Source organism: Streptomyces poriferorum (assembly GCF_019399235.1).
Classification (GTDB): Bacteria; Actinomycetota; Actinomycetes; order Streptomycetales; family Streptomycetaceae; genus Streptomyces; species Streptomyces poriferorum.
In genome coordinates this window covers 1-19,346 of sequence record NZ_JAELVH010000142.1, presented here as the reverse complement: position 1 = coordinate 19,346, position 19,346 = coordinate 1, and the positions used below count along the sequence as shown (strand labels likewise).

Below are 19,346 nucleotides of genomic sequence, written 5' to 3'. Positions count from 1 at the left end.
GTCACACCCACATCAGGGTTAAACCCCAGGCACAAAGACCTGTCCAATTCGTGACGTAATGCACTGACACAGGGTGCCGGTACAGGACAAGCTGATGTAGGAAGTCGGGGGATCGATTGAAACCGGGAGTATGTCAGTGAGCGCCATGCCTCTTGCCCTGTTGCTGACCACCGCCGCCGCCACGGCCGTGGGCGCTGCCGCTCTGCACGCCGCTCACGGGCTGCGTAAGCAGGTAGCCGCCCTGCGGAGGGACCTGGCCGACGGCCGCGCCCACAATGCGGCCGTACCCGCTCAGAGCCGTGGCGAAGCCACCCCTGCCGCCGAAATACGCGCGGCGGTCGCCGAGGCGCTGGCCGAGGAGCGGGAGCGCGAGCTCGCCGAGGCCCGGGCCTTCTGGGCCACGCAGGAGGCGCGCGACGCCGCCGACGCCCCGTCCCTGCTGGGCGGTCTGGCCGGGCTGGGCGAGGACGCCCCGTTCTTCATGCCGCGCCAGAGCGACTTCGCCGGGCTGGAGTCGATGGACCTCGACGCCACGGAGGCGTTCGAGGAACTGACGGAGCTGGCCGAGCTGACGGAACTGGCCGACATGGCCGAGCTCCCGGAGACCGCCGAGTTCGCCGAGGACTCCCCCGAGCTGGCCGCGGCACGCCGCCGCCACCCCTCGCACCCCGACTTCGTGCCGGTGCAGACGCCCGTCGTCACCGACCACGAGCGCACGGTGAACCGCCTTGAGGAGCTGGCCGACAGCCGGACCGAGCTCTCCGACGTGCGCCCCGGCCCGCTGGGCACGCTCGACGTGTACGTCTTCGCCGACGGCACCACGCTCTGTATGACCCCCGGCCACCGCGAGACGGCCGAGCAGCTGGCCGCGTCGCTGCGGGCCGGTGAGCACCCCGTGCTCCTGGGCGGTTCCGGTGTCTCCGGCGCGTACGCGCTGACGTTCTCGTGCGGCAAGGACAACGTCTACATACTGGCCGACCGCGTCATCGCGAGCTTCTAGCCCGCGGACCGGTCTCCGGCCCCATCCCCGGCCCAGCGGCTCTCGCCGGCCGCTGACCCAGGACAGTGCGCGCACGCACGCGGTGCGCACCGCCCGGGCCCCGGCGCGCGCTCACTGCACGAATGCCCGCGCCGCCGCTTCCTCGACGAACTGCACGGCCTCGTCCAGCTCCACGGACGGGGCCATTTCCAGTGCCACGGCCAGATCCCGCCCCGCGACGGCGAGCTGGTCGCCGATGGCGAAGATCCCGGCGTCCGGCATGATCCGCGCCTCCCGGCCCGGCGCCTCGACGCGCTGGGCCCGCACCGCGAGTTCCCTGGCCGCGACCAGTCCCTCGGCCGCCGCTCCCCGCTGCAGCCTGCTCTGCGGGGCGGCACGCAGCCGGTCGGCGAATCGGTCCACGGCGGTGATCAGAGGCGTCGTATCAAGCACCCCGCGACCCTACGCGCCCCTGCCGGATGGCCGCCAACAGACCGGTGGCCGCCGGTGACTGCCAGGGACCGCCAGGGACCGGGGTCGGGAGGCTGCGATGACGCGCCCGACGAGAAACGGCCCGCAGCCTCCGTGAAGGAGACTGCGGGCCGTTCCCGCGATCAGACCGGCGTGACTATCGGTGTGACTAGTCGTCGCCGCTGAGGATGGAGAGCAGGCGCAGCATCTCCAGGTAGATCCACACCAGGGTCATGGTGAGGCCGAAGGCCGCCAGCCAGGACTCCTCGCGCGGAGCGCCGTACGCGATGCCGTCCTCGACCTGCTTGAAGTCCAGGGCCAGGAAGCACGCGCCGAGGATGATGCCGATGACACCGAAGAGGATGCCGAGGCCGCCGCTGCGGAAGCCCAGGCCGTCACCGCCACCGAACGCGGCGAACAGCAGGTTGACCACCATCAGGAGCATGAAGCCCATGGCGGCGGCCATCACGAAGCCGTAGAACCGGCGGGTGACGCGGATCCAGCGCATCTTGTACGCGAGCAGCACGCCGGCGAAGACACACATGGTGCCCATCACGGCCTGCATCACGACGCCCGGTCCGATGTACGTGCTCACCGCGCTGGAGATGACCCCGAGGAACACGCCCTCGAAGGCCGCGTACGAGATGATCAGCGCGGGGACGGGCTTGCGCTTGAAGGACTGGACGAGCGACAGCACGAAGGCGATGATCGCGGCGCCGATGGCGATGCCGTACGACTTGCCCAGGTTGGCCTCGTCGACCGGCAGCAGGGCCCAGGCGAGCACCGCACCGAGCACGACCGTGCCCAGCGTCAGCGCCGTACGGGTGACGACATCGTCGATCGTCATCACACCGGAGCGAGCCGGCGCCTGCGGGGCGCCGTACTGGGTGTCCTGCTGGGCGTACGGGTTGGTGGCGTACGGGTTCGGGGCGGTGCCCTGTGCGTACGGGTTGGCACCCGCTACGGGGGCCCCGGCCTGCGGTGACGCGTTGAAGCCCGCGTGACCGTTGTCGCGGCTGAAGCCCCGTCGCGAGAAGACCGGGTTGCTGCTCCTCATCTCACTCCTCCATGGCCACCCAGCGTGGCCTTGGAACAAGAGTAATGGGTAGGCAAAGCAATCTCCCTAGTGCCAGGGGAGGATCTTTCCCCGCTCGGCCGGCGGGCCGCGGTCACCCCGCCTCCCGCGCCGCACGCTCCACCCGGTCGCGATGGCCCGCCCACCACGCGGAGTCGCCGGGGGCCATGTTTCGGCCCTTCTCCCGCTGGCCCGTGGCCCCGTCGACCAGCTCCCGTACGACGTCGGCGTGCCCCGCGTGGCGCTGGGTCTCGGCGACCATGTGGACGAGGACCCGGTGGAGCGTCAGCTCCTTGCCCTCTCCCCCGGGGAGCAGGCCCGTCGCGTCGAGGTCCAGTGCGTCGATCGTCGCGTCGGAGTGGGCCCACACCCGGCGGTAGCGCGTGACGATCCCGTCACGGGTCTCGTCGGCCGTCGCCCACAGGTCCGCGTTCGGCTCGGCGTCACCGGCGATCCAGAGCTCCGGCGCGTCGGCCGGACGTCCGAAGACGTCGCCGAAGTAGAAGCCCTCGGCTCCGGTGACGTGCTTGACCAGGCCCAGCAGATTGGTGCCGGTGGAGGTCATGGGCCGCCTGATGTCGTACTCCGACAGTCCCTCAAGCTTCCACAGGAACGCGTCGCGGGCGTCCTGCAGATACAGGTGCAGGTCCTTCTTGTAGCCGGTCTCTTGCTCTGCTTCGTGGCCTGTCCTGGTCATGACGCCACTCTGCCCGGGCGCCCGGGCCGTACCCAAGGGCTTTTCTCCCCTGCCTTCGGGTACGGGGACAACCGCTCGTCACGCTCGCTTGACCTGGAGCGCGCTCCAGATCCGAGGATGGGCGGCATGGATACCAAAGACCCCGGGATCGTCCTCGGGACCATGGACTTCGGCACCCGCGTCGCCCCGGAGCGGGCCTTCGCGATCCTCGATTCCTTCGTCGCCGGTGGCGGCGTCTGGCTCGACACCGCGAACTGCTACTCCTTCTGGAACGACCCCGCCGGTGCCGGCGGCGCCAGTGAGCGCGTCATCGGTGCGTGGCTGCGGGCCCGCCCGGGCGGGCGCGACAGGGTGCGGATCGCGACGAAGGTCCGCCACAACCCGCTCGTCCCGCACGCGCCGGAGAGCGCCGAAGGACTCTCGGCGCGCGCCGTTCACGCCGGTGTGGAGGAGAGCCTGGGACGGCTCGGAGTCGATCACGTCGACCTGCTCTGGGCCCACGCCGAGGACCGCACCGTGCCGCTGGAGGAAACCGTCGGGGCCTTCGGCGAACTGGTCGCGAAGGGAGTGGCCCTGCGGGTCGGGGCGGCGAACCATGCCGCCTGGCGCGTCGAGCGCGCCCGGTCGCTGGCGCGGGAGCAGGGCGTCGAACCGTGGACGTGCCTGCAGCTGCGCCACTCGCTCGTCCAGCCGCGCCCGCTCACCCCCGTCGCGGAGGGCGGCCACCGCCTGCTCACCGCCGAGGACCTCGACCTCGCGCGCTCGGAGGGGCTCGCCGTGTGGTCGTACAGCTCCCTGCTGTGGGGTTCCTACGTGCGGCCGGACAAGTCGCTTCCCGCGACCTACGATCATCCCGGGACCGCCCGGGTGCTCGCGGTCCTGGACGACATCGCCGGTGAACTCGCGGCCACGAAGAACCAGGTCGTCCTCGCGTGGCTGATGCTCCAGGGAATCGACCCCATCGTCGGCGCAAGCCGGGTGGAGCAGATCGAGGAGGCACTCGCCGCACGCCGTGTGCGGCTCGGTGCCGAGCACCTGGCACGCCTCGCCGAAGCCCGGTAGCGGCGGTGACAGAAGGAGTTCCCCGATGAGCCTCACCCCGGCCGCCGCCGCCGACCGCACCGGTGTCTCCATCGACACCCTGCGCTACTACGAGCGCGAAGGGCTCATCGGCCCGATCCGGCGCTCAGGAGGCGGACGCAGGGAGTACACCGAGGACGACGTCTTCTGGATCGGTCTCGTCTCGTGCTTCCGCGAGGCCGGTCTCGGCATCGCGGACCTGCGGGGGTTCGTCGCCATCCTGCGCGCCGAACACCCTCCGCAGGAGCGCGTCGCCTTCCTGCGCGAGCGCCGTACAGCCCTGGAGCAGCGGGTGGCAGCACTGCACCGGGCCATCGGGGTCCTCGACGACAAGATCGCCTACTACAGCTGAGCCCGACCGGCAGCCGCTACTCCTGCGACCCGGCCGCCGACGCCTCGGCCAGGCGCTCGAACGTCTCGTTGAGCACCGCTCTGCGTTCTTCCTTGTATTCCGGCTTCGGCTCCAGACCGTCGATCGTCGCCTCCCACACCGCCAGGAACGTCTTCTGCCAGGCCCGGATCACCTCGGGCGCCGGCAGGGTCACACCCACCCAGCCCTGCCGGTCAAGGACGAGCAGCAGTTCCAGGTTGCAGGGGACGGTCACGCCCCAGTACTCGTCCGGTTCGAGCTCCACGGGGTCACCGGCCATCGCCTCCGTCACCTCGGTCACCAGCCGGCCGGCCAGGTCCCCGAGGTGGTCCGCCGCCGTGTCGCTGTCGAAGTTTCCCGCGCCCCATGTGCCCACTGTTCCGCCTCCGCGCTGTGCGTCGTCGCTTCCGTACGTCATCTCAGCAGAGGGCACTGACACTTGAGGGAGGCCTTCGGACATATCCGGTATGACCGATCAGAGGCACTCTCGTGCTCTATTGTTCTGTTGTTCGAAAACCGTAGAAACGAGTGCGAGGCGGGCGATGGCTCAGCAAGTGGAAGACGGTCCGGTCGCTTCCCGGAAGAGGTTCTTCGACCGGCCGACCACGTGGAAAGCCGTCCTGGTGGTCGCCGCCTATCTGGCGTACTACCTGCTGGTCAGCCTGGCCGTCGGCGCTGTCTTCGGTGACGAGATCGACCAGGACGACCCGCTGGCGACCGGCGCGGGCATCTTCTTCGGACTCGTGCTGCCGATCGCGATCGGCGCCGTGACCGTGCTCGGCTTCACCGCCTTCACCGGCCGGCTCCGCTCCGTCTTCGGCGCACAGCCGGTCCGCGGCCGGGGCTGGATGTGGATCGGTCCCGCCCTCGTGGTCACCGCGGTCGTCAGCCATGCCGCGTCCATCAAGTGGAGCGGCTGGGGGCCGGAGCAGATCGCCCTCATCGCCCTCCTCGGCATCTGCGTGGGCCTTGCCGAGGAACTCGCGTCCCGTGGCCTGCCCGTTCTGATGCTGCGCGGCGCCGGTCACTCCGAGCGGTTCGTGATGGTGGTGTCCTCGCTCCTGTTCGCCCTCATGCACATGGTCAACGTGCTGTCCGGGATGAAGCCGAGCACCGTGCTTCTCACCGTCGTCTACGCCTTCGGCTTCGGTGTGTGCATGTACCTGACGATGCGTGTCACCGGCACGATCTGGGCGGCCATCGTCCTCCACGCCGTCACGGACCCGACGACCATCCTCGCGAGCGGCGGCGTCGACGAAGCCGTCACGGACCACGCCGGGGGCTGGTCCCTGCTCGGCTCAGCGGTGACGATCCTCATGATCGTCTTCTCGTTCGTGGCCGTCTTCCTGGTCCGCGGCGGCCGCCGCGCCCCGGCGGCCGGCTGATCGCCGGCCGGTCCCCGATCGCTCCTCAGGAGAACAGGTTCTCCGGGAAGTCCGTGAGGAACATCAGCAGCACCAGCGCCATGAGCACCAGTGAGACGGTCCCCTCGGCCAGCGCGGCGCGCGGGCTGCCCGCCAGGGTGGCCGTCCGGTGCGGGTCGGCGGGGTCGTAGCGGACCGTGACCCGCGCCCCCTCGTGGAACCGCTTGTTGCCGGTGTTCCGGAACTCGACCCATTCCCCGTTCTGCGCGGTGAACGCGAACACGTGCCAGGACCGCCGGTCGCCCGACGAGCCCGTCGCCGTGTCCCGCTCGTCCACCCGGACGCAGCGCGCCGGGGCGGACACGCCGGAGCGTGCGCCGCGCAGCTGCTGGAAGGTCCGGCCCAGGGATCTGAGCGCCACCAGCGCGACCACACCGATGAGTACGAGCGAGGTGTCCATGGAGTCCTTCTAACCGTTGCGCAGCCTGTCGACGAGGAAGCCCACCGCACAGCCAACCACCAGGACCACCAGCTGCACCAGGAACGTGATGGCGGTGAGATCGCTTCCCTGGGAGAAGAAGATCACCAGCTGGAGGGCGACGACGGGGGTGAACGCCGCGATGAAGTGCCGTACCTGTGACTCCCGTGACGCGCCCTGGTGCACGGCCGCCGCGGCCCACACGCCCAGCGCGACGCAGGCCGCGGACGGCAGGTGCAGCAGCAGGACGGTGCGGACCGGTGAGGCCATGGTGGAGACGTCGTCGCCCGTGATGACGTCCCAGACGAGCACGGCGAGGACCAGCTGTGTCACCAGCGTCACCACGATGCCCGCGGCCCAGGGCAGCATGAAGTTCATCAGCCGCGGCCGGTCCTGGGCGGAGGCCGGGGTGTATCCGCGGTGTGCGTCATATCTGGACATTCGGCTGCCTCTTCGTCGTCGCCCGGCGTTCGGGCGCTACTTCACCTGGATGCTGTCGACGATCTTCGTCCGGTCCGCGTCGCTGAGCTTGCCCGCCTGGGCGTCGATGCGGACGGAGTAGATCTTTCCCTCGGAGTCGACGCCCGTGATGACCACGCCGTCGACCTTCGCGCCCTTCGGGGGCGACTGCGGCACACCCGTGCCGGTGTAGGTGAAGTCGATGCGCTTGGCATCCTTCGCACCCTTGATGCCCGCGTCCTTCGTGCCCTTGACCTCGGTGGTCGCCATGAGGAGCGCCCGGCCCACCGAGGCGGCGTCGTCACCGGTCGAGGCCTGGGCGAAGCCGCTCTGGATCGAGACCTTCACCGTCGGCCGGTCCCCCTCGGTCTGCAGGGCGGCGGCGTCGTTGAGGTTGCCGCGCTCCGCCTTGCTCTGCTCGGTGAGGCCCGGCGGGTAGGCGAGCGACACCGTGGGTCCCGCGAGCTTCTTCCAGCCGCTGGGCGCGGCGGGCGCGGCCGTGTCCGATCCCTTCTCCCCGCCGCACGCGGCGAGCATCAGACCGGCGGTGAGGACGGCGGTCGTGACGGCGGCAGTCCGCACCGTCCGCCGGACGGAAAGCTTGGTCATGATCAGGTCTCCTTGTACCGGTGAATCACTTGGCACAGTAGCTGTACGGGAAGAACGCGCGCTGGCCTCCGGAGGGAGCCCCGAGGAACTCGGCCTTCGTCAGGCTCTTCTCCGTCTCGGAGGTGGTGTAGGCGCCGTTGATGCCGGCGATCTCCAGGTTGATGTCGAGGCCGATCTCCTCGGACGAGGACGATCCGTCGTACTCCTGCTTGCTGACCTGACCGTGGTTGAACGCGTAGTGGCCGAACGGGTCGCCCGCTCCGGGGTCCTTGGTCGGCACCGGCGTCCCGGTGAACAGGTAGTTGAAGGCGCTGTTCATGCCCTGGCCGGAGAACATCTGGGCCTTGATGGCGTCGGACTCGGCCTGGGACAGGTTCTTGTCGTCCAGGGGGACGGTGGTGGTGATGACCTGGGTGGTCGTCCCGCCGCCCTTCGCGTTGCCGTTCACGTCGCCCTTGAGACCGGCGCTGGCCTCCGCCTTGCCCTCCAGGGTCCGCGTCATCGTGATGCTCTTCACCTTGCCGGTCTTGCTGTCGACCGTGACGGTGATGGCACCCGCCGCCGAACCGGCGGCCTCCGCGCCCGCCTTGGCCGGACCGGCCTCGCCCTTCGCGTAGGCACCGCCGGTGGCCTTGGCCTGGTACGTGTACGCGTCGGTGTTGTTGATGTGGTTCTGCGTCAGCGTGACCTCGTGCGACCCGGAGATCTTGAGACCGGCCTCGACGGTGGCGCCGGGCTTCGGGGCGGGGGTGGTCGTACCGTCCGGGTTGGTCGTGTCGGGGGCGTTCATCCCCGCGCCGAACTGGAAGCCGGCCTGGGCGGCGACTTCGAGGCTGATCTTCTGCGTGGTGATGTGCTTGTTGCCGAGCTTGTCCTCGATGTTGTCCTTGAGGCGGCTCTCCTTGGCCTTCGGCCCCTTGCCGAACCAGCTGGCGATCTCGGTGGAACCGCCGATGATCGGGCTGAGGTTGGAGAGCTTGTTCAGCCGGCTGAGCTTCTTGTACTCCTCCAGGTCCTTGCGGAACTGGTCGGCTTCCTCCTGGCTGTCGAAGACCCAGGTGTCGCCCGTGGTGACGGTGAGGCCGGCGCCGAGCTCGACCTTGTCCTTGCCCACGTCACCGATCTTGATGCGGGCCTTGGGCTTCTCCGTGCCCTTGATCGAGCCGGCGTCCGTGAAGGTGAGGGAGACCTGCTCGTCGTTGTCGTCGATCTTGCCGTCTTTGTTGACGTCCGTCTTGGCCTTGGTCGTCGTCTCCTCGAAACCGAACTCGCCACCGAACTCGATACCGAGCGTCTCGAACGAGACCCCGAACTTGCCGCCCTGCGTGCCGGCCTTGGTCACGGTGGCGCAGGTGAGGGGCTCGAACTCGGCGTTGGGGTCGCCGCTCGCCTCGCCTTCCTTGCCGCCGCCGCATCCGGCGCTGCCGCCGCCGATCGACGAGACGAGGCACTGGATCCGGTCGGTTATCTGCCCGCCGAGGCCGGCCGCCGCCATACCGCCGATCAGGGCCACGATGACCAGAATCGTGCCGAGGTACTCGAACGCGGTGGCTCCCCGGTCACCCCATCTGCTGCTGGGTATGGGCTCCCGGTACCTCGTCCGCGGCATGGCTTGTCCTCCCGTATGGCCTTAGGGCAGGGAGGCTACGAGAGGTACACCCGTTGCGGCACGGGCCCGTGGGCCCAAATACGGGACCCCATTGCGGACGTACGGACGAACGGCAGTGGGCCCCAGTGGGTCCGGGCAGGGCATAGCGGAGATTTCGCGGAGACGGGCCGCGGCAGCACGCGGGCGGGCACACCTGCTGCCGCGGCCCGCAACCCCCGCCCTACGGAGCCCGGTGCGGCGCACGGCGGACGGCGAGGACCGCCAGGTCGTCCTGCTGCACCCCGGCGGTGAACTCCCGCACATCGTCGACGAGTGAACCGATCAGCCGGCCCGCGGTGATGTCCACGCGGCCGCCGAGTCGCTCCTGAAGCGGGTAGAAGTCGCCCTCGCGCGAACGGGCCTCGGTCAGGCCGTCGGTGCACAGCAGCAGCGTGGCCCCGGCGGGAAAGGCGAACCAGGCCACCGTGCGTGGTGTGTCGACCAGACTCGCCAGGCCCAGCGGCACGTGTTCGTCCCCCTCCCCGACGACGGTGACGGCGCCCTCGTGGAGCAGGTAGGGCGGGATGTGGCCGCACCCCACGACCTGGGTGTCGGTACCCGTGCCCACGCCCAGGACCAGCGCGGTGACGAACCGTTCGGGCTCGCCGCGCTGTCCGGCGTAGTCGTTGTGCCGGACGACCGCCGCCTCCAGCGCTTCGACGAGCGCGGTCACCGTCGGCTCGCGGTGGGCGGCTTCCCGGAAGGCTCCCACCACGTCGATGGCCATCCCGATGGCGGCCAGGCCCTTCCCCTGGACATCACCGATCAGGATCCGGGTGCCCCAGGGAGTGGACACCACGTCGTAGATGTCGCCCCCGACGAGCTTGTCCTCCTGCAAGGGCTCGTACACGCCGTCCACCAGAACGTCGTCGGTGAGCAGCGGCAACGGCCGCAGGATCTGCCTCTGCATCGCCGCGGCGGTGGACCGCAGCCGCACCAGGGCGCCCTCACGCGTGATGCGCACCCGGGCGCCGTAGACGGCCAGCGTGCCGAAGCCGGCGGCGAACAGCACCAGAATCACACGGTCGAGGATCCCCTCCCCGTGCTGGAAGATCACGGGCTCAAGGACGACGAGGCTCACCCAGGCGGAGACCAGCGCCGTCTGGCGCGGGCTGCACAGGGCGGCGGCGAACGCCGGGAGGAACACCAGCAGCCCGAGGAGGATCACCGCGGTCCCGGTCAGCAGACCGAAGACCACCACCACGGCCGTCGTCGCCAGGGTCGCCAGGACGACGCCGCGGGCGGAGGGCGTACGGATGGCGGTGCCGTCGTCGCTGTCCGACGCGATCCGTGCCGAGGACTTCGCCGCGCGCAGCGGACCGGACATGCGGGAACCCTCCAGCGACGATGGGGTCGCGCACGCGCGTGCCGCACACGGAAAGGAACGGGGACCTCGATCCTCCCCGCCCCTCATGGGGTCGCGGGGAGGCTGGCCGCAGTCCGGCCGAAGTGCGCCCGTACGGGTGGATATGCGGAAGGCCGGGCGGCCCCCTGCCGTGGGGACCGCCCGGCCGGAACGCGGTGCCCGTTACCGCACGTCGTAGGCGCGGGTGATGGTCTGCGTGACCGCGTTGTGCCGGGAATCGGTGAGGCCGACCCTCAGCATGACCTGCTCACCGGTGGCGCCGGTGTGGTCGACGACGGCCGTCCACCTGCCGTCCTTGTGCTGGGTCGGTGCCTGGGTCCAGGTGTCACCGCCGTCGTAGGAGTAGGACAGCGAGGCCTCGGTGATCGTGCCCGGGGTGTATCCGGCGTGGCCCTCTGCCGACAGGCCGACCTTGATGCCGCCGCGCGCGGGCAGCGTGTTCATGCCGTCCGCCGGCAGGTCGTACGCCGGGAAGAGGATCGGCAGGCCGCGGGAGTACACCTCCGGCTCCAGGCGGGAGCGGAAGCTCCAGGTGGTGGTGACCGCCGTGGAGCGCAGCCAGGGCTTGTCCGAGGTGGGGATCTTCTCCAGGTTCTGGGTGAGCTCGTACGCGGAGTCCTCGGCCGGGACCTCGAAGGCGTCGTACGGATAGGTGCTGGTGGCGATCTGTTCACCGTTGCGCTTCAGCGCGAGATTGCCGAGGTCGCCGAACGATCCGCCGTAGGACCAGTGGTCACCCGAGGCGTCGACCCACAGGGCCGTCTGGATACCGATCAGGTCGCCCTGCCGCTCGGCCGCCAGTGCCAGGTCGCCGGCGGTGTCCCGGGCCGCGCCCGGCCGCAGGGGGCCGCCGTACCACTCCTCGGAGCGCCGGTCCCCGGCCCGGTAGGTGCGGTCCCGGTCGCTCATGAACGCGGCGAACGGGAAGCTGGTCAGCGCACCGTGCAGCCAGACGTCGTCACCGGTCGTGTAGTAGGCGGTCCGGGTGCCGGGCACCGGGACCGGGTCGAGCAGGTTGACGGTGATGGAGGTGTTGGGGTTCCAGGACGGGACGATGAACAGCCCGTCGAGGTAGTCGGTCTCCTTGCCGAGGGCGTTCCACTTCTCGGTGACCCGGGCCAGCCTGGAATCGCCCACCCGGTAGGTCCGGTCGGACCGGAGCGGGCCCTCGGTCGGGAACGTGAGGTTGTAGACGTAGGGCGAGCCGCCCTCCGAGCCGTTCGCGCGCCAGGTGGGACGGAACTCGAAGAAGCCGTTCCTGGCGCGCCCTTCGACGGAGGCGTAGAACTTCTGCACGGCGCCGCTCGCCATGAGCGATCCGCTCAGCTGCCAGGTGTCGTCCCAGGTGCGGGCGTAGCTGAACGTGGTGTGGCTGATCTTCGAGGGCCGGTCGGTGCGCACGTTCAGCCGGTGGGCCCTGCGGGCATCGAGGACGACGGTGGTGTCACCGGTGACGTGGAGCTGCGGGCGTCCGAGGTAGCTGATGGACTCGGCGGCGTTGTCCGCGTCGTTGGTGCCCACGAACGCGGAGAGGGCGTAGTCGCCCGGGCGCACGCTGAACTTCTGGTCGGCCGCCCCCTGGTTGCTGCGGCGCTCGCCCTTGTCGGTGTCGAGGCTGACCAGGTCCAGGGAGGACGGACCGGCCGCGGGCTTGCCGTTGCGGTCGATGACCTTGACGCGAAGGGTGACCGTCTCCGGCTGGACGTAGAGCGTGACCGGGACGGAGGTGTGCGTACCGCCGCCGGACGCCATGATCCTGCCCGTGACGGCACCGTACTGGGAGGCCTTGAGACGGGCGACGGGGTCGATCCGCACCGGCACCCGGACCGTGGTGCCCGCGGGAACGGTCACCTTGTTCTGCGCCGCCTTGATGACGGCGGAGCTGACGTCGCTGCCGTCGTTGCCGTGCACACCGCTCACCTTGAGACCCAGGGTGAGGTCGTCGGTGCCGGTGTTGGTGAAGGGCACCTGGACGGTACTGCGGTCCGACGCGTCCTGCGGCCAGTCGTAGCTGCCGCCCTGGACCGCGGGTGCCGAGAGCACCTTCTGGTGGACCGCCGCGTACACGTCGAGGACGCCGGCGCCCGTCTGGTCGGCGCCCGCGACCCGGCCGCCGGTGCGGGCGGAGGAGACCAGGGCGGCCTTGATCTGCTGCGCGGTCCAGTCCGGGTGGGCCTGGCGGACGATGGCCGCCGCACCCGCGACGTGCGGGGCGGCCATGGAGGTGCCCGACATCGACCGGTAGGCGTAGACGCCACGCCCGCCCGCCGCGGCTGCCGAGATGTCGACGCCGGGTGCGGCGATCTCGGGCTTGAGGGTGTGGGTGACGGCCACCGGACCGCGGCTGGAGAACTGCGCGGTGGTGTCGTCGCGGTCGACGGCGCCGACGGTCAGCACGCCGGGTGCGCAGCCGGGCGAGGAGACCGTCTCGGTACCGGCGCCCGAGTTGCCCGCGGAGATCACGAACAGGCTGTGGGTGTTCCGGGAGAGCTCCTGCGCGGCCTGGGCCAGCGGATCGGCGCAGTCACCGATCTGGGGGTTGCCCAGGCTCATGGAGACGACATCGGCCTTCTGGTCGACGGCCCACTGCATGCCGGCGATGATCCAGGAGCTCAGGCCGGAACCGCTGTCGTTGAGGACCTTGCCGATGAGAAGTCCGGTTCCGGGGGCGACGCCCTTCTTACGGCCCTCGCTCGCCGCGCCGGAACCGCCGACGGTGGAGGCGGTGTGGGTGCCGTGCCCCTGCCGGTCGGCGGTGTCGGCGGAGTCCGTGAAGTTCTCGGCCGCCTGGACCCGGTTCACCAGGTCCGGGTGCTCGGCGTCCACGCCCGTGTCCAGCACGGCGACCCTGGTGCCCTTGCCGTCGTAACCCTCGGCCCAGGCCTCCGGCGCGTGCACCTGCTTGGTGGAACGGTCCAGCGTGGCCTTGACCTTGCCGTCCAGCCACAGCTTCTTCAACGGGGCAGCCGCACGTGAGCGGGGGGTGCTGACGTCCTGCCAGAAGGCGGCGGCGCCGTCCTTGTCGGCCTTGAGCGCGACGCCGTTCACCGCCGGGAGGCTCAGGCCACGCTCGGCTCCCCGGGGAGCCGCCGGCGCGGTGGCGGCGACGTCGACCCGGTTCTCGTACGTGGCGATGAGGGGCAGCTCGTCGGCGTGGGCGTCGTCGTAGCCCTGGCGTATGAGCCCGCTGACGTTGAACAGCTGCTCGTCGACCCTGCCCTCGGCGATCGCCTGCGAGGCATCCTCCGGGTAGACGTAGAGGTCCTTGCCCAGCTGGTAGGTCTGCACGATCGGCTGCGACCCGTCCTTGCGCGGCAGGACGGCTGCCGAGCTGCGGCCCGAGGGGTCCGTGGTCACCACCACCTTGTCGCCGGTGACGAGGGTGACCGTCACCTGCCTGCCGGCGGAAGCCGCGGTTCCGCTGCCGACGGGGGGCCTCTTCCCCGAGGCGCCGTCGGTGGGTGTACCCGCCGCCCCGGAAGGCGTGACCGTGGTCAAGGCCAGGACGGCGGCGGTCGCCGCGCCCAAGGCTATTCGCCCTATTGGATGCATGATTCTCCCTGCTCGAATCCATGAACATGCCGTGCTGCGGCTGCATCCTGGCAGGGATATCGGCCGCTCAGGGGGGCCGCGCCTGGCGGGTTTCCCACGTGGCGGAAGTCCGACATCCCGCCACAATTGGAGGGCCGAAGAGTCAATTGTCTTGCAGATTAGGGGAGTCGGGGATTTCGAGTGCTGCCACAGCCCGGTCCGCCGGAGCGGCTGTGTGAGGTGCGGGCCGGCTCAGAGCCAGCCGACGCGCGCCGCGTGCCAGCCCAGCTGGAGCCGCGACTCGACGCCGGAGAGATCCATCAGACGCCGCACCCGTCGCTCCACCGTGCGGATGGACAGTCCCAGTTCGGAGGCGGCCCGCCGGTCGGAGAACCCGGCCAGCAGGAGGGCGAGGACCTCCAGCTCCTCGGCGGCCGGCTGCTGATCGCTCGCCGGCTCGTCGTGCGCCTCCGCGCCGGTGGTGAACATCGGCCGTCCTTGCGCCCATTCCCTCTCGAAGAGATGGACCAGGGCGGTCAGCAGGCCGCTCGGGTGCACCACGATCGCGCTCGGCTCACCCCCCGACTCCGTCATGTCCAGCGGCACCATGGCGCGCTCACGGTCCGATACGACCATCTTCAGCGGGAGCGAGTCGGCCAGCCGGAGCACGAGACCCGCCGCAACGGCCTCCCTCACGTCCTGCACCACCTCGTGCCCCGCGAGGTATTCCTTGTCGGCCACGACACGGAAGTCGACTCCCCGCTCGAGCGCGGAACTCTCCGACGTGTCGGTGTCCTCACGTGGCACCGCGATGGGCTCACCGACCAGGAAGACGAGCAACTCCCGCTGGGCCCCGCGCTGGAGCTGGAGGAACCGGTGAGCAACCTGCTCCACGCCCACGACCACCTCCACGACACCGCCGGCCGTGTGCGCGGCGGTGGTGCGGTACTGCTCGGTCAGCTTGGAGAACGCGGTCTCCGCCAGGTGCAGGGCGTTGCGCTGCTCGGCGAGAAGAGGGGCCAGAGCCACCGACGGCGGCGTGAGCCGGTAGCAGGTGGGCGGCGGACCGTCGTTGCCGCCGCCCGGGTTCACGGCGACGACCAGACCGCGTGCGGCGAGGTCGCGCAGGATCCTGTCGCTCTCGGCCTCCGCGATCCCGGCCTGAAGAGCGAGCTCTCCGGCGGAGGCGGACGGGCGGACCAGCATTGCCGTGTAGACGGCCTCCTCGGCCGGGCTCAGCCCCAGCGCCTGCAGCATCCGGCTCCTCCCCGGGCGGCGCCCGTGTCCGGCCCTGGCGCAGCTCGCGCGCACCCGGCGGATTCCCCTCGCCCGGAACCCTATCCCTCGCTCTTCGGCCCGCACTCGTTCGGCGGGAAGAAGCTGCTCACCTGATGAGCGCCCTTACGCCCGGGAGACGCAAGCGGATGCGAACTACGGCACATCCGGCGTGAGGAACCCCGAACGGCCGGCCGCCGGCGGCCGGCCGGCTCCCCCCGGACGAACCGCGCGGTGGTGCCCGGAACCGGACTCGAACCGGTACGCCCCCGAGGGGCAGCGAGGTTTAAGCTCGCCGTGTCTGCATTCCACCATCCGGGCTTGGCGCGCGGCTCCGCGTTGGCACATGACCCTATCCGGGGGCTCCCCCCGACCGGACGGACAGTGGCTCGATGTTGTCTTATTTTATTGATCGCTTGAGGGTCCGTCAGCACACGTGGGTGGCATAGTCACATGGCTGGGCGGGCTGGCGGGTGCGACGGACGCGTATCCGAATTGACGGAAAGTCGCCGCACCCACACAGCCGATTCGCCAGGGGCGCGCCACGGATCGCCAGGGGCGCGCCACCCCTACCGGGCGATGCCGTCGTTGACGCACCGCAGCACCGGGTGCGCGCCCAGCGCCTCCGGGTCCGCCAGGACCGCACCTGTGATCATGAACACCTTGCTCTCCCCGGGCAACAGCGTGACGAGCATCTCGTCCACCTCGGCCGCCGGATCGAGGCGGTCGGGGAAGAGCGCGAGGTCCCGCAGGAGGGTGCGGGCCGTCACCTCGACGCGGTAGCCGGGCGCCTCGCCCCCGCTCTCCGTCACCGTGACGTCGTACCGGGCCGGCGGCAGCGCGAGGCGGGTGTCCTCCTCGTAGAACTCCACCGCCCGGGTGTCTCCCAGGCGTGCGACCAGGAGCTCGCGGGTCCGGTCGGCCGGATCGGCGACCGACGGCGGCAGCGGGACCCGGGTGACCCCGCGTGCGGCCGTGCTCACTTCCACCTCCTCCTCGGCCAGCACCGCCCCGTCCAGGCCGTGCCGGGTCAGCCGCAGCGTGCCGGTCCAGGGCTCGGGGGCGTCGTTGACGAGGTGGACGGCGCCGTCGCGCACGGCGATCAGGCGGTCCGCGTACACGGCCCGCAGGGCGTACCAGAGGGGCTTGCGGCGGCCGTCGCCGTCTACGGCCGACCAGGAGACGACCGGCCAGCAGTCGTTGAGCTGCCACACGATCGTGCCCATGCAGTACGGGGTGTGGGAGCGGAAGTGGCGGATACCGAAGGCGACCGCGCGCGCCTGGTTGAGCTGGGTGAGCCAGTGCCAGTCGTCGAAGTCCGCGCCGGGCTGAGGCAGATGGTCACCCAGGCCCCGGAGCAGCTTGGCGTTGCCGTCCTCGGCCTTCTGGTGGTGGGCCAGGAGCGGGGCGTCGGGGGTCAGCGGGCCGCTGATCGCGCGGCGCAGGGTGGCGTACGCGGGCGGGCCCTGGAAGCCGAACTCGGCGACGAAGCGTGGCACACGGTCCGCGTAGGCACGGTAGTCGGCCCGGTTCCACACGTCCCAGATGTGGATGGTGCCGTGTGCCGGGTCCTGCGGGTGAATGTCCTCGGTGCCCGAGTAGGGCGAGCCGGGCCAGTAGGGGCGGGTCGGGTCGGTCTCGGCGACGATCGCGGGGAGCAGCTCGTGGTAGTAGCCGTGCCCCCAGGTGCGGTCGCCCAGTTCCTTCTGCCAGCCCCAGTCGGCGTGGCCCTCCAGGTTCTCGTTGTTGCCGCACCACAGGACGAGGGAGGGGTGCGGGGAGAGGCGGGTGACGTTCTCCCGGGCCTCGGCCGCCACCTCGTCCCACAGCGGCTGCTCCTGCGGGTAGGCGGCGCAGGCGAAGGGGAAGTCCTGCCAGACCAGCAGTCCCTTCTCGTCGGCCAGTTCGTAGAAGTCGTCGCTCTCGTAGAGGCCGCCGCCCCAGATCCTGATCAGGTTGACCCCGGCCGCGACAGCCTGGTCGAGGCGGTCGGAGATCCGCTGCCGGGTGACGCGGGCGGGGAAGCAGTCTTCGGGGATCCAGTTGACTCCGCGTACGAAGACGGGTTCGCCGTTCACCGCGATGCGGAACGCGTCCTGTTCGAGGGTGACGGCGCGGAAGCCCGTTCTGAGCTGGCGGACGTCGTCACCGACGCGCACCCTCACGTCGTACAGCGGCTGTGCGCCATGGCTGTGCGGCCACCAGACCTCGGCCTGGGGCACCGAGAGGGTGGCCGTGACCCGGTGCTCGTCCTCCGTGGCGATGAAGACGGTCCCCGCCCCGACCACCCCGATCTCGCCCGACAGCGGTGCGAGGCCGTCGTGATCGATCTCCAGCTCGACGGTCAGGCGCGGCACCCCCGCCTCGTCGAGATCGGGCAGCAGGGTGACGGACGCGATCCGCGGACCGCTCCAGGTCTCCAGCGCGACCGGCCGCCAGACGCCGGACGTGACCAGGCTGGGCCCCCAGTCCCAGCCGAAGTTGCAGGCCATCTTGCGGATGAAGGCGTACGGCTCCGCATAGGCACCTGGCCGGTCGCCGAGCCGGTCGCGCAGCTCCTCGGCGTAGGTGTACGGGGCGGTGAACCGTACGTCGAGGGTGTTGGCGCCCTCGGCCAGCAGGGCGCTGGCGGGGAAGCGGTAGCTGCGGTGCTGGTTGGCGGCGCGGCCCACCTCGATGCCGTTGAGCAGGACGGTGGCGACGGTGTCGAGGCCGTCGAAGCACAGGTCGGCGTGGTCGTGCCCGTCCGGCGTCCAGTCGAACGTGGTGCGGTACGTCCAGTCGGTGCGGCCGATCCAGGTCAGCCGGTTCTCGTTGTCGTCCAGGTACGGGTCGTCGATCAGCCCCGCCGCGAGCAGGTCCGTGTGGACGCAGCCGGGCACGGTGGCGGGGACGCCCCCTGTGGGGAGCCCCACGGGCACGGGACTGTCCGCGCTGAGCGTCCAGCCGTCGTGCAGGGGCAGGTGGCGAAGGGTCACGCGGAGGTCCTTCCGCAGTCGGGGAGCTGGGCGCAGGCGACGAAGTGGTCCGGCTCGGTCTCGTACAGGTCGGTGTCCCGGTCCCCGCCCTCGTGGAAGGCGCAGTTCTCCACCGGCTCGGGCGGGTCCCAAGGGGTGTTGAGCCGGGGCACGGCGGCCAGCAGGGTGCGGGTGTAGGGGTGGAGCGGGTTGCCGAACACCTTCTGGGTGTCGCCGCGTTCGACGACTCTGCCACGGCGCAGCACGACGGTCTTCTCCGCCAGGTAGGTGCCCAGCGCGAGGTCGTGGGTGATGTAGAGGACGCCGAGGCCGCGTTCCTTGAGGACGGCCAGGAGGTTGAGGACGTCGATGCGGGTGGAGGCGTCGAGCATGCTGGTGATCTCGTCGGCGACCAGGAAGCTCAGGTCGAGCAGGAGGGCGCGGGCGATGAGGAGGCGTTGCAGCTGGCCGCCGCTGAGCTGGTGCGGGTAGCGGCCGAGCACCTGTCCGGGGTCCAGTCGGACGTCCCGTACGGCCTTCTCCACGCGGCCTGCCCACTCCTTGTCGGAGACGCCCGGGTGGTAGGCGCGGCGGATCATGTCGAAGACGCGGTCGGCCCGGAAGACCGGGTTGTAGCAGGAGAAGGGGTCCTGGAAGACGCCCTGGACGCGGCGGTAGAAGTCCTTGCCCGGACGGACGGGGCGGCCGTCCAGGGTGAGGCTGCCGGAGCTGACTCCGGTCAGGCCGAGGATCATCCGGCCGATGGTGGACTTCCCGCTGCCGCTCTCGCCGATGAGGGAGACGACCTCGCCGGGTTCGGCGGTGAAGGACACCCGGTCCACCGCGGTGACGGAACCGCCGCCGAACGCCCCAGCGCGGTAGGTCTTGGTGACGTGGTCGAGGGTCAGCATCAGGCCTTCCAGCATGCGACGGAGTGACGGGGGGCGATCTCGACGACCGGGGGTTCCTCGGCGCACTGCTCGTCGG

The 19,346-nt window shown here is 70.5% G+C and carries 17 protein-coding genes and 1 tRNA gene; 4 read left to right on the top strand and 14 right to left on the bottom strand.

Annotation, left to right across the window (positions count from 1 at the left end; genetic code table 11):
- Positions 1–130: 130 nt before the first annotated feature.
- Positions 131–1,000, top strand: a complete 870-nt coding sequence (locus JGS39_RS23365) for a hypothetical protein (RefSeq protein WP_236063559.1) — start codon at positions 131–133, stop codon at positions 998–1,000.
- 111 nt (positions 1,001–1,111) lie between these two features.
- Here the strand turns inward: JGS39_RS23365 and JGS39_RS23360 are convergent, their stop codons facing one another.
- The 3 genes from JGS39_RS23360 to JGS39_RS23350 all read right to left on the bottom strand — a co-directional run bounded on the left by JGS39_RS23360 (position 1,112) and on the right by JGS39_RS23350 (position 3,222).
- Positions 1,112–1,432 carry a hypothetical protein gene (locus tag JGS39_RS23360; RefSeq protein ID WP_219571351.1) on the bottom strand — a complete coding sequence of 107 codons (321 nt, stop codon included), beginning with the start codon at positions 1,430–1,432 and terminating at the stop codon, positions 1,112–1,114.
- Positions 1,433–1,619: 187 nt separating this feature from the next.
- Positions 1,620–2,507 carry a Bax inhibitor-1/YccA family protein gene (locus tag JGS39_RS23355; protein ID WP_219571349.1) on the bottom strand — a complete coding sequence of 296 codons (888 nt, stop codon included), beginning with the start codon at positions 2,505–2,507 and terminating at the stop codon, positions 1,620–1,622.
- 112 nt (positions 2,508–2,619) lie between these two features.
- The gene (locus tag JGS39_RS23350) at positions 2,620–3,222 is read right to left on the bottom strand and encodes a DinB family protein (protein ID WP_219571346.1); all 603 of its coding nucleotides are present in this window, start codon (positions 3,220–3,222) and stop codon (positions 2,620–2,622) included.
- Between the two features lie 126 nt (positions 3,223–3,348).
- Here JGS39_RS23350 and JGS39_RS23345 point away from each other — a divergent pair, with 126 nt between their 5' ends.
- On the top strand, positions 3,349–4,284 hold the full coding sequence (locus tag JGS39_RS23345) for an aldo/keto reductase (protein WP_219571342.1): 936 nt from the start codon (positions 3,349–3,351) through the stop codon (positions 4,282–4,284).
- Positions 4,285–4,309: 25 nt separating this feature from the next.
- Positions 4,310–4,654, top strand: coding sequence for a MerR family transcriptional regulator (locus JGS39_RS23340; protein ID WP_219571340.1), 345 nt, complete (start codon positions 4,310–4,312; stop codon positions 4,652–4,654).
- Between the two features lie 16 nt (positions 4,655–4,670).
- Here the strand turns inward: JGS39_RS23340 and JGS39_RS23335 are convergent, their stop codons facing one another.
- A complete protein-coding gene (locus JGS39_RS23335) occupies positions 4,671–5,048 on the bottom strand; it encodes a DUF4259 domain-containing protein (RefSeq protein ID WP_219571375.1) in 378 nt (125 codons plus the stop codon).
- A 166-nt stretch (positions 5,049–5,214) separates the two neighbouring features.
- Between JGS39_RS23335 and JGS39_RS23330 the strand changes: the two genes are divergently transcribed.
- On the top strand, positions 5,215–6,057 hold the full coding sequence (locus JGS39_RS23330; protein ID WP_219571338.1) for a CPBP family intramembrane glutamic endopeptidase: 843 nt from the start codon (positions 5,215–5,217) through the stop codon (positions 6,055–6,057).
- A gap of 25 nt (positions 6,058–6,082) precedes the next feature.
- Here JGS39_RS23330 and JGS39_RS23325 read toward each other — a convergent pair whose 3' ends face one another.
- The 10 genes from JGS39_RS23325 to JGS39_RS23280 all read right to left on the bottom strand — a co-directional run bounded on the left by JGS39_RS23325 (position 6,083) and on the right by JGS39_RS23280 (position 19,285).
- Positions 6,083–6,496 (bottom strand): DUF3592 domain-containing protein, encoded by a 414-nt coding sequence (locus JGS39_RS23325; RefSeq protein WP_219571336.1) that lies wholly within the window; start codon positions 6,494–6,496, stop codon positions 6,083–6,085.
- A 9-nt stretch (positions 6,497–6,505) separates the two neighbouring features.
- Positions 6,506–6,955 (bottom strand): hypothetical protein, encoded by a 450-nt coding sequence (locus JGS39_RS23320; protein ID WP_219571334.1) that lies wholly within the window; start codon positions 6,953–6,955, stop codon positions 6,506–6,508.
- 36 nt (positions 6,956–6,991) lie between these two features.
- Entirely contained in the window at positions 6,992–7,582 is a 591-nt protein-coding gene (locus JGS39_RS23315; protein ID WP_219571332.1) for a hypothetical protein, read from the bottom strand.
- A gap of 25 nt (positions 7,583–7,607) precedes the next feature.
- Positions 7,608–9,191, bottom strand: coding sequence for a hypothetical protein (locus tag JGS39_RS23310; protein WP_219571329.1), 1,584 nt, complete (start codon positions 9,189–9,191; stop codon positions 7,608–7,610).
- Positions 9,192–9,411: 220 nt separating this feature from the next.
- Positions 9,412–10,557, bottom strand: a complete 1,146-nt coding sequence (locus JGS39_RS23305; protein WP_219571327.1) for a PP2C family protein-serine/threonine phosphatase — start codon at positions 10,555–10,557, stop codon at positions 9,412–9,414.
- A gap of 201 nt (positions 10,558–10,758) precedes the next feature.
- Entirely contained in the window at positions 10,759–14,148 is a 3,390-nt protein-coding gene (locus JGS39_RS23300; RefSeq protein ID WP_219571325.1) for a S8 family serine peptidase, read from the bottom strand.
- 231 nt (positions 14,149–14,379) lie between these two features.
- Positions 14,380–15,384, bottom strand: a complete 1,005-nt coding sequence (locus tag JGS39_RS23295; protein ID WP_219571323.1) for a helix-turn-helix domain-containing protein — start codon at positions 15,382–15,384, stop codon at positions 14,380–14,382.
- Between the two features lie 253 nt (positions 15,385–15,637).
- Positions 15,638–15,723, bottom strand: a tRNA-Leu gene (locus JGS39_RS23290).
- 248 nt (positions 15,724–15,971) lie between these two features.
- Entirely contained in the window at positions 15,972–18,380 is a 2,409-nt protein-coding gene (locus tag JGS39_RS23285) for a glycoside hydrolase family 2 protein (RefSeq protein ID WP_219571321.1), read from the bottom strand.
- Positions 18,377–19,285: an ATP-binding cassette domain-containing protein gene (locus JGS39_RS23280; RefSeq protein WP_236063561.1), complete on the bottom strand. Its 909-nt coding sequence runs from the start codon at positions 19,283–19,285 to the stop codon at positions 18,377–18,379. Before JGS39_RS23280 ends, JGS39_RS23285 begins: the two co-directional genes overlap by 4 nt.
- Positions 19,286–19,346 lie beyond the last annotated feature (61 nt).

Excerpts from the sequence above, each read along its gene's own strand:
- JGS39_RS23350 (WP_219571346.1), bottom strand. The coding sequence starts at position 3,222 with ATGACCAGGACAGGCCACGAAGCAGAGCAAGAGACCGGCTACAAGAAG.
- JGS39_RS23345 (WP_219571342.1), top strand. The coding sequence starts at position 3,349 with ATGGATACCAAAGACCCCGGGATCGTCCTCGGGACCATGGACTTCGGC.
- JGS39_RS23305 (WP_219571327.1), bottom strand. The coding sequence starts at position 10,557 with ATGTCCGGTCCGCTGCGCGCGGCGAAGTCCTCGGCACGGATCGCGTCG.
- JGS39_RS23340 (WP_219571340.1), top strand. The coding sequence starts at position 4,310 with ATGAGCCTCACCCCGGCCGCCGCCGCCGACCGCACCGGTGTCTCCATC.
- JGS39_RS23300 (WP_219571325.1), bottom strand. The coding sequence starts at position 14,148 with ATGCATCCAATAGGGCGAATAGCCTTGGGCGCGGCGACCGCCGCCGTC.
- JGS39_RS23320 (WP_219571334.1), bottom strand. The coding sequence starts at position 6,955 with ATGTCCAGATATGACGCACACCGCGGATACACCCCGGCCTCCGCCCAG.
- JGS39_RS23325 (WP_219571336.1), bottom strand. The coding sequence starts at position 6,496 with ATGGACACCTCGCTCGTACTCATCGGTGTGGTCGCGCTGGTGGCGCTC.
- JGS39_RS23310 (WP_219571329.1), bottom strand. The coding sequence starts at position 9,191 with ATGCCGCGGACGAGGTACCGGGAGCCCATACCCAGCAGCAGATGGGGT.
- JGS39_RS23295 (WP_219571323.1), bottom strand. The coding sequence starts at position 15,384 with ATGCTGCAGGCGCTGGGGCTGAGCCCGGCCGAGGAGGCCGTCTACACG.
- JGS39_RS23365 (WP_236063559.1), top strand. The coding sequence starts at position 131 with ATGTCAGTGAGCGCCATGCCTCTTGCCCTGTTGCTGACCACCGCCGCC.
- JGS39_RS23330 (WP_219571338.1), top strand. The coding sequence starts at position 5,215 with ATGGCTCAGCAAGTGGAAGACGGTCCGGTCGCTTCCCGGAAGAGGTTC.
- JGS39_RS23355 (WP_219571349.1), bottom strand. The coding sequence starts at position 2,507 with ATGAGGAGCAGCAACCCGGTCTTCTCGCGACGGGGCTTCAGCCGCGAC.
- JGS39_RS23280 (WP_236063561.1), bottom strand. The coding sequence starts at position 19,285 with ATGCTGGAAGGCCTGATGCTGACCCTCGACCACGTCACCAAGACCTAC.
- JGS39_RS23315 (WP_219571332.1), bottom strand. The coding sequence starts at position 7,582 with ATGACCAAGCTTTCCGTCCGGCGGACGGTGCGGACTGCCGCCGTCACG.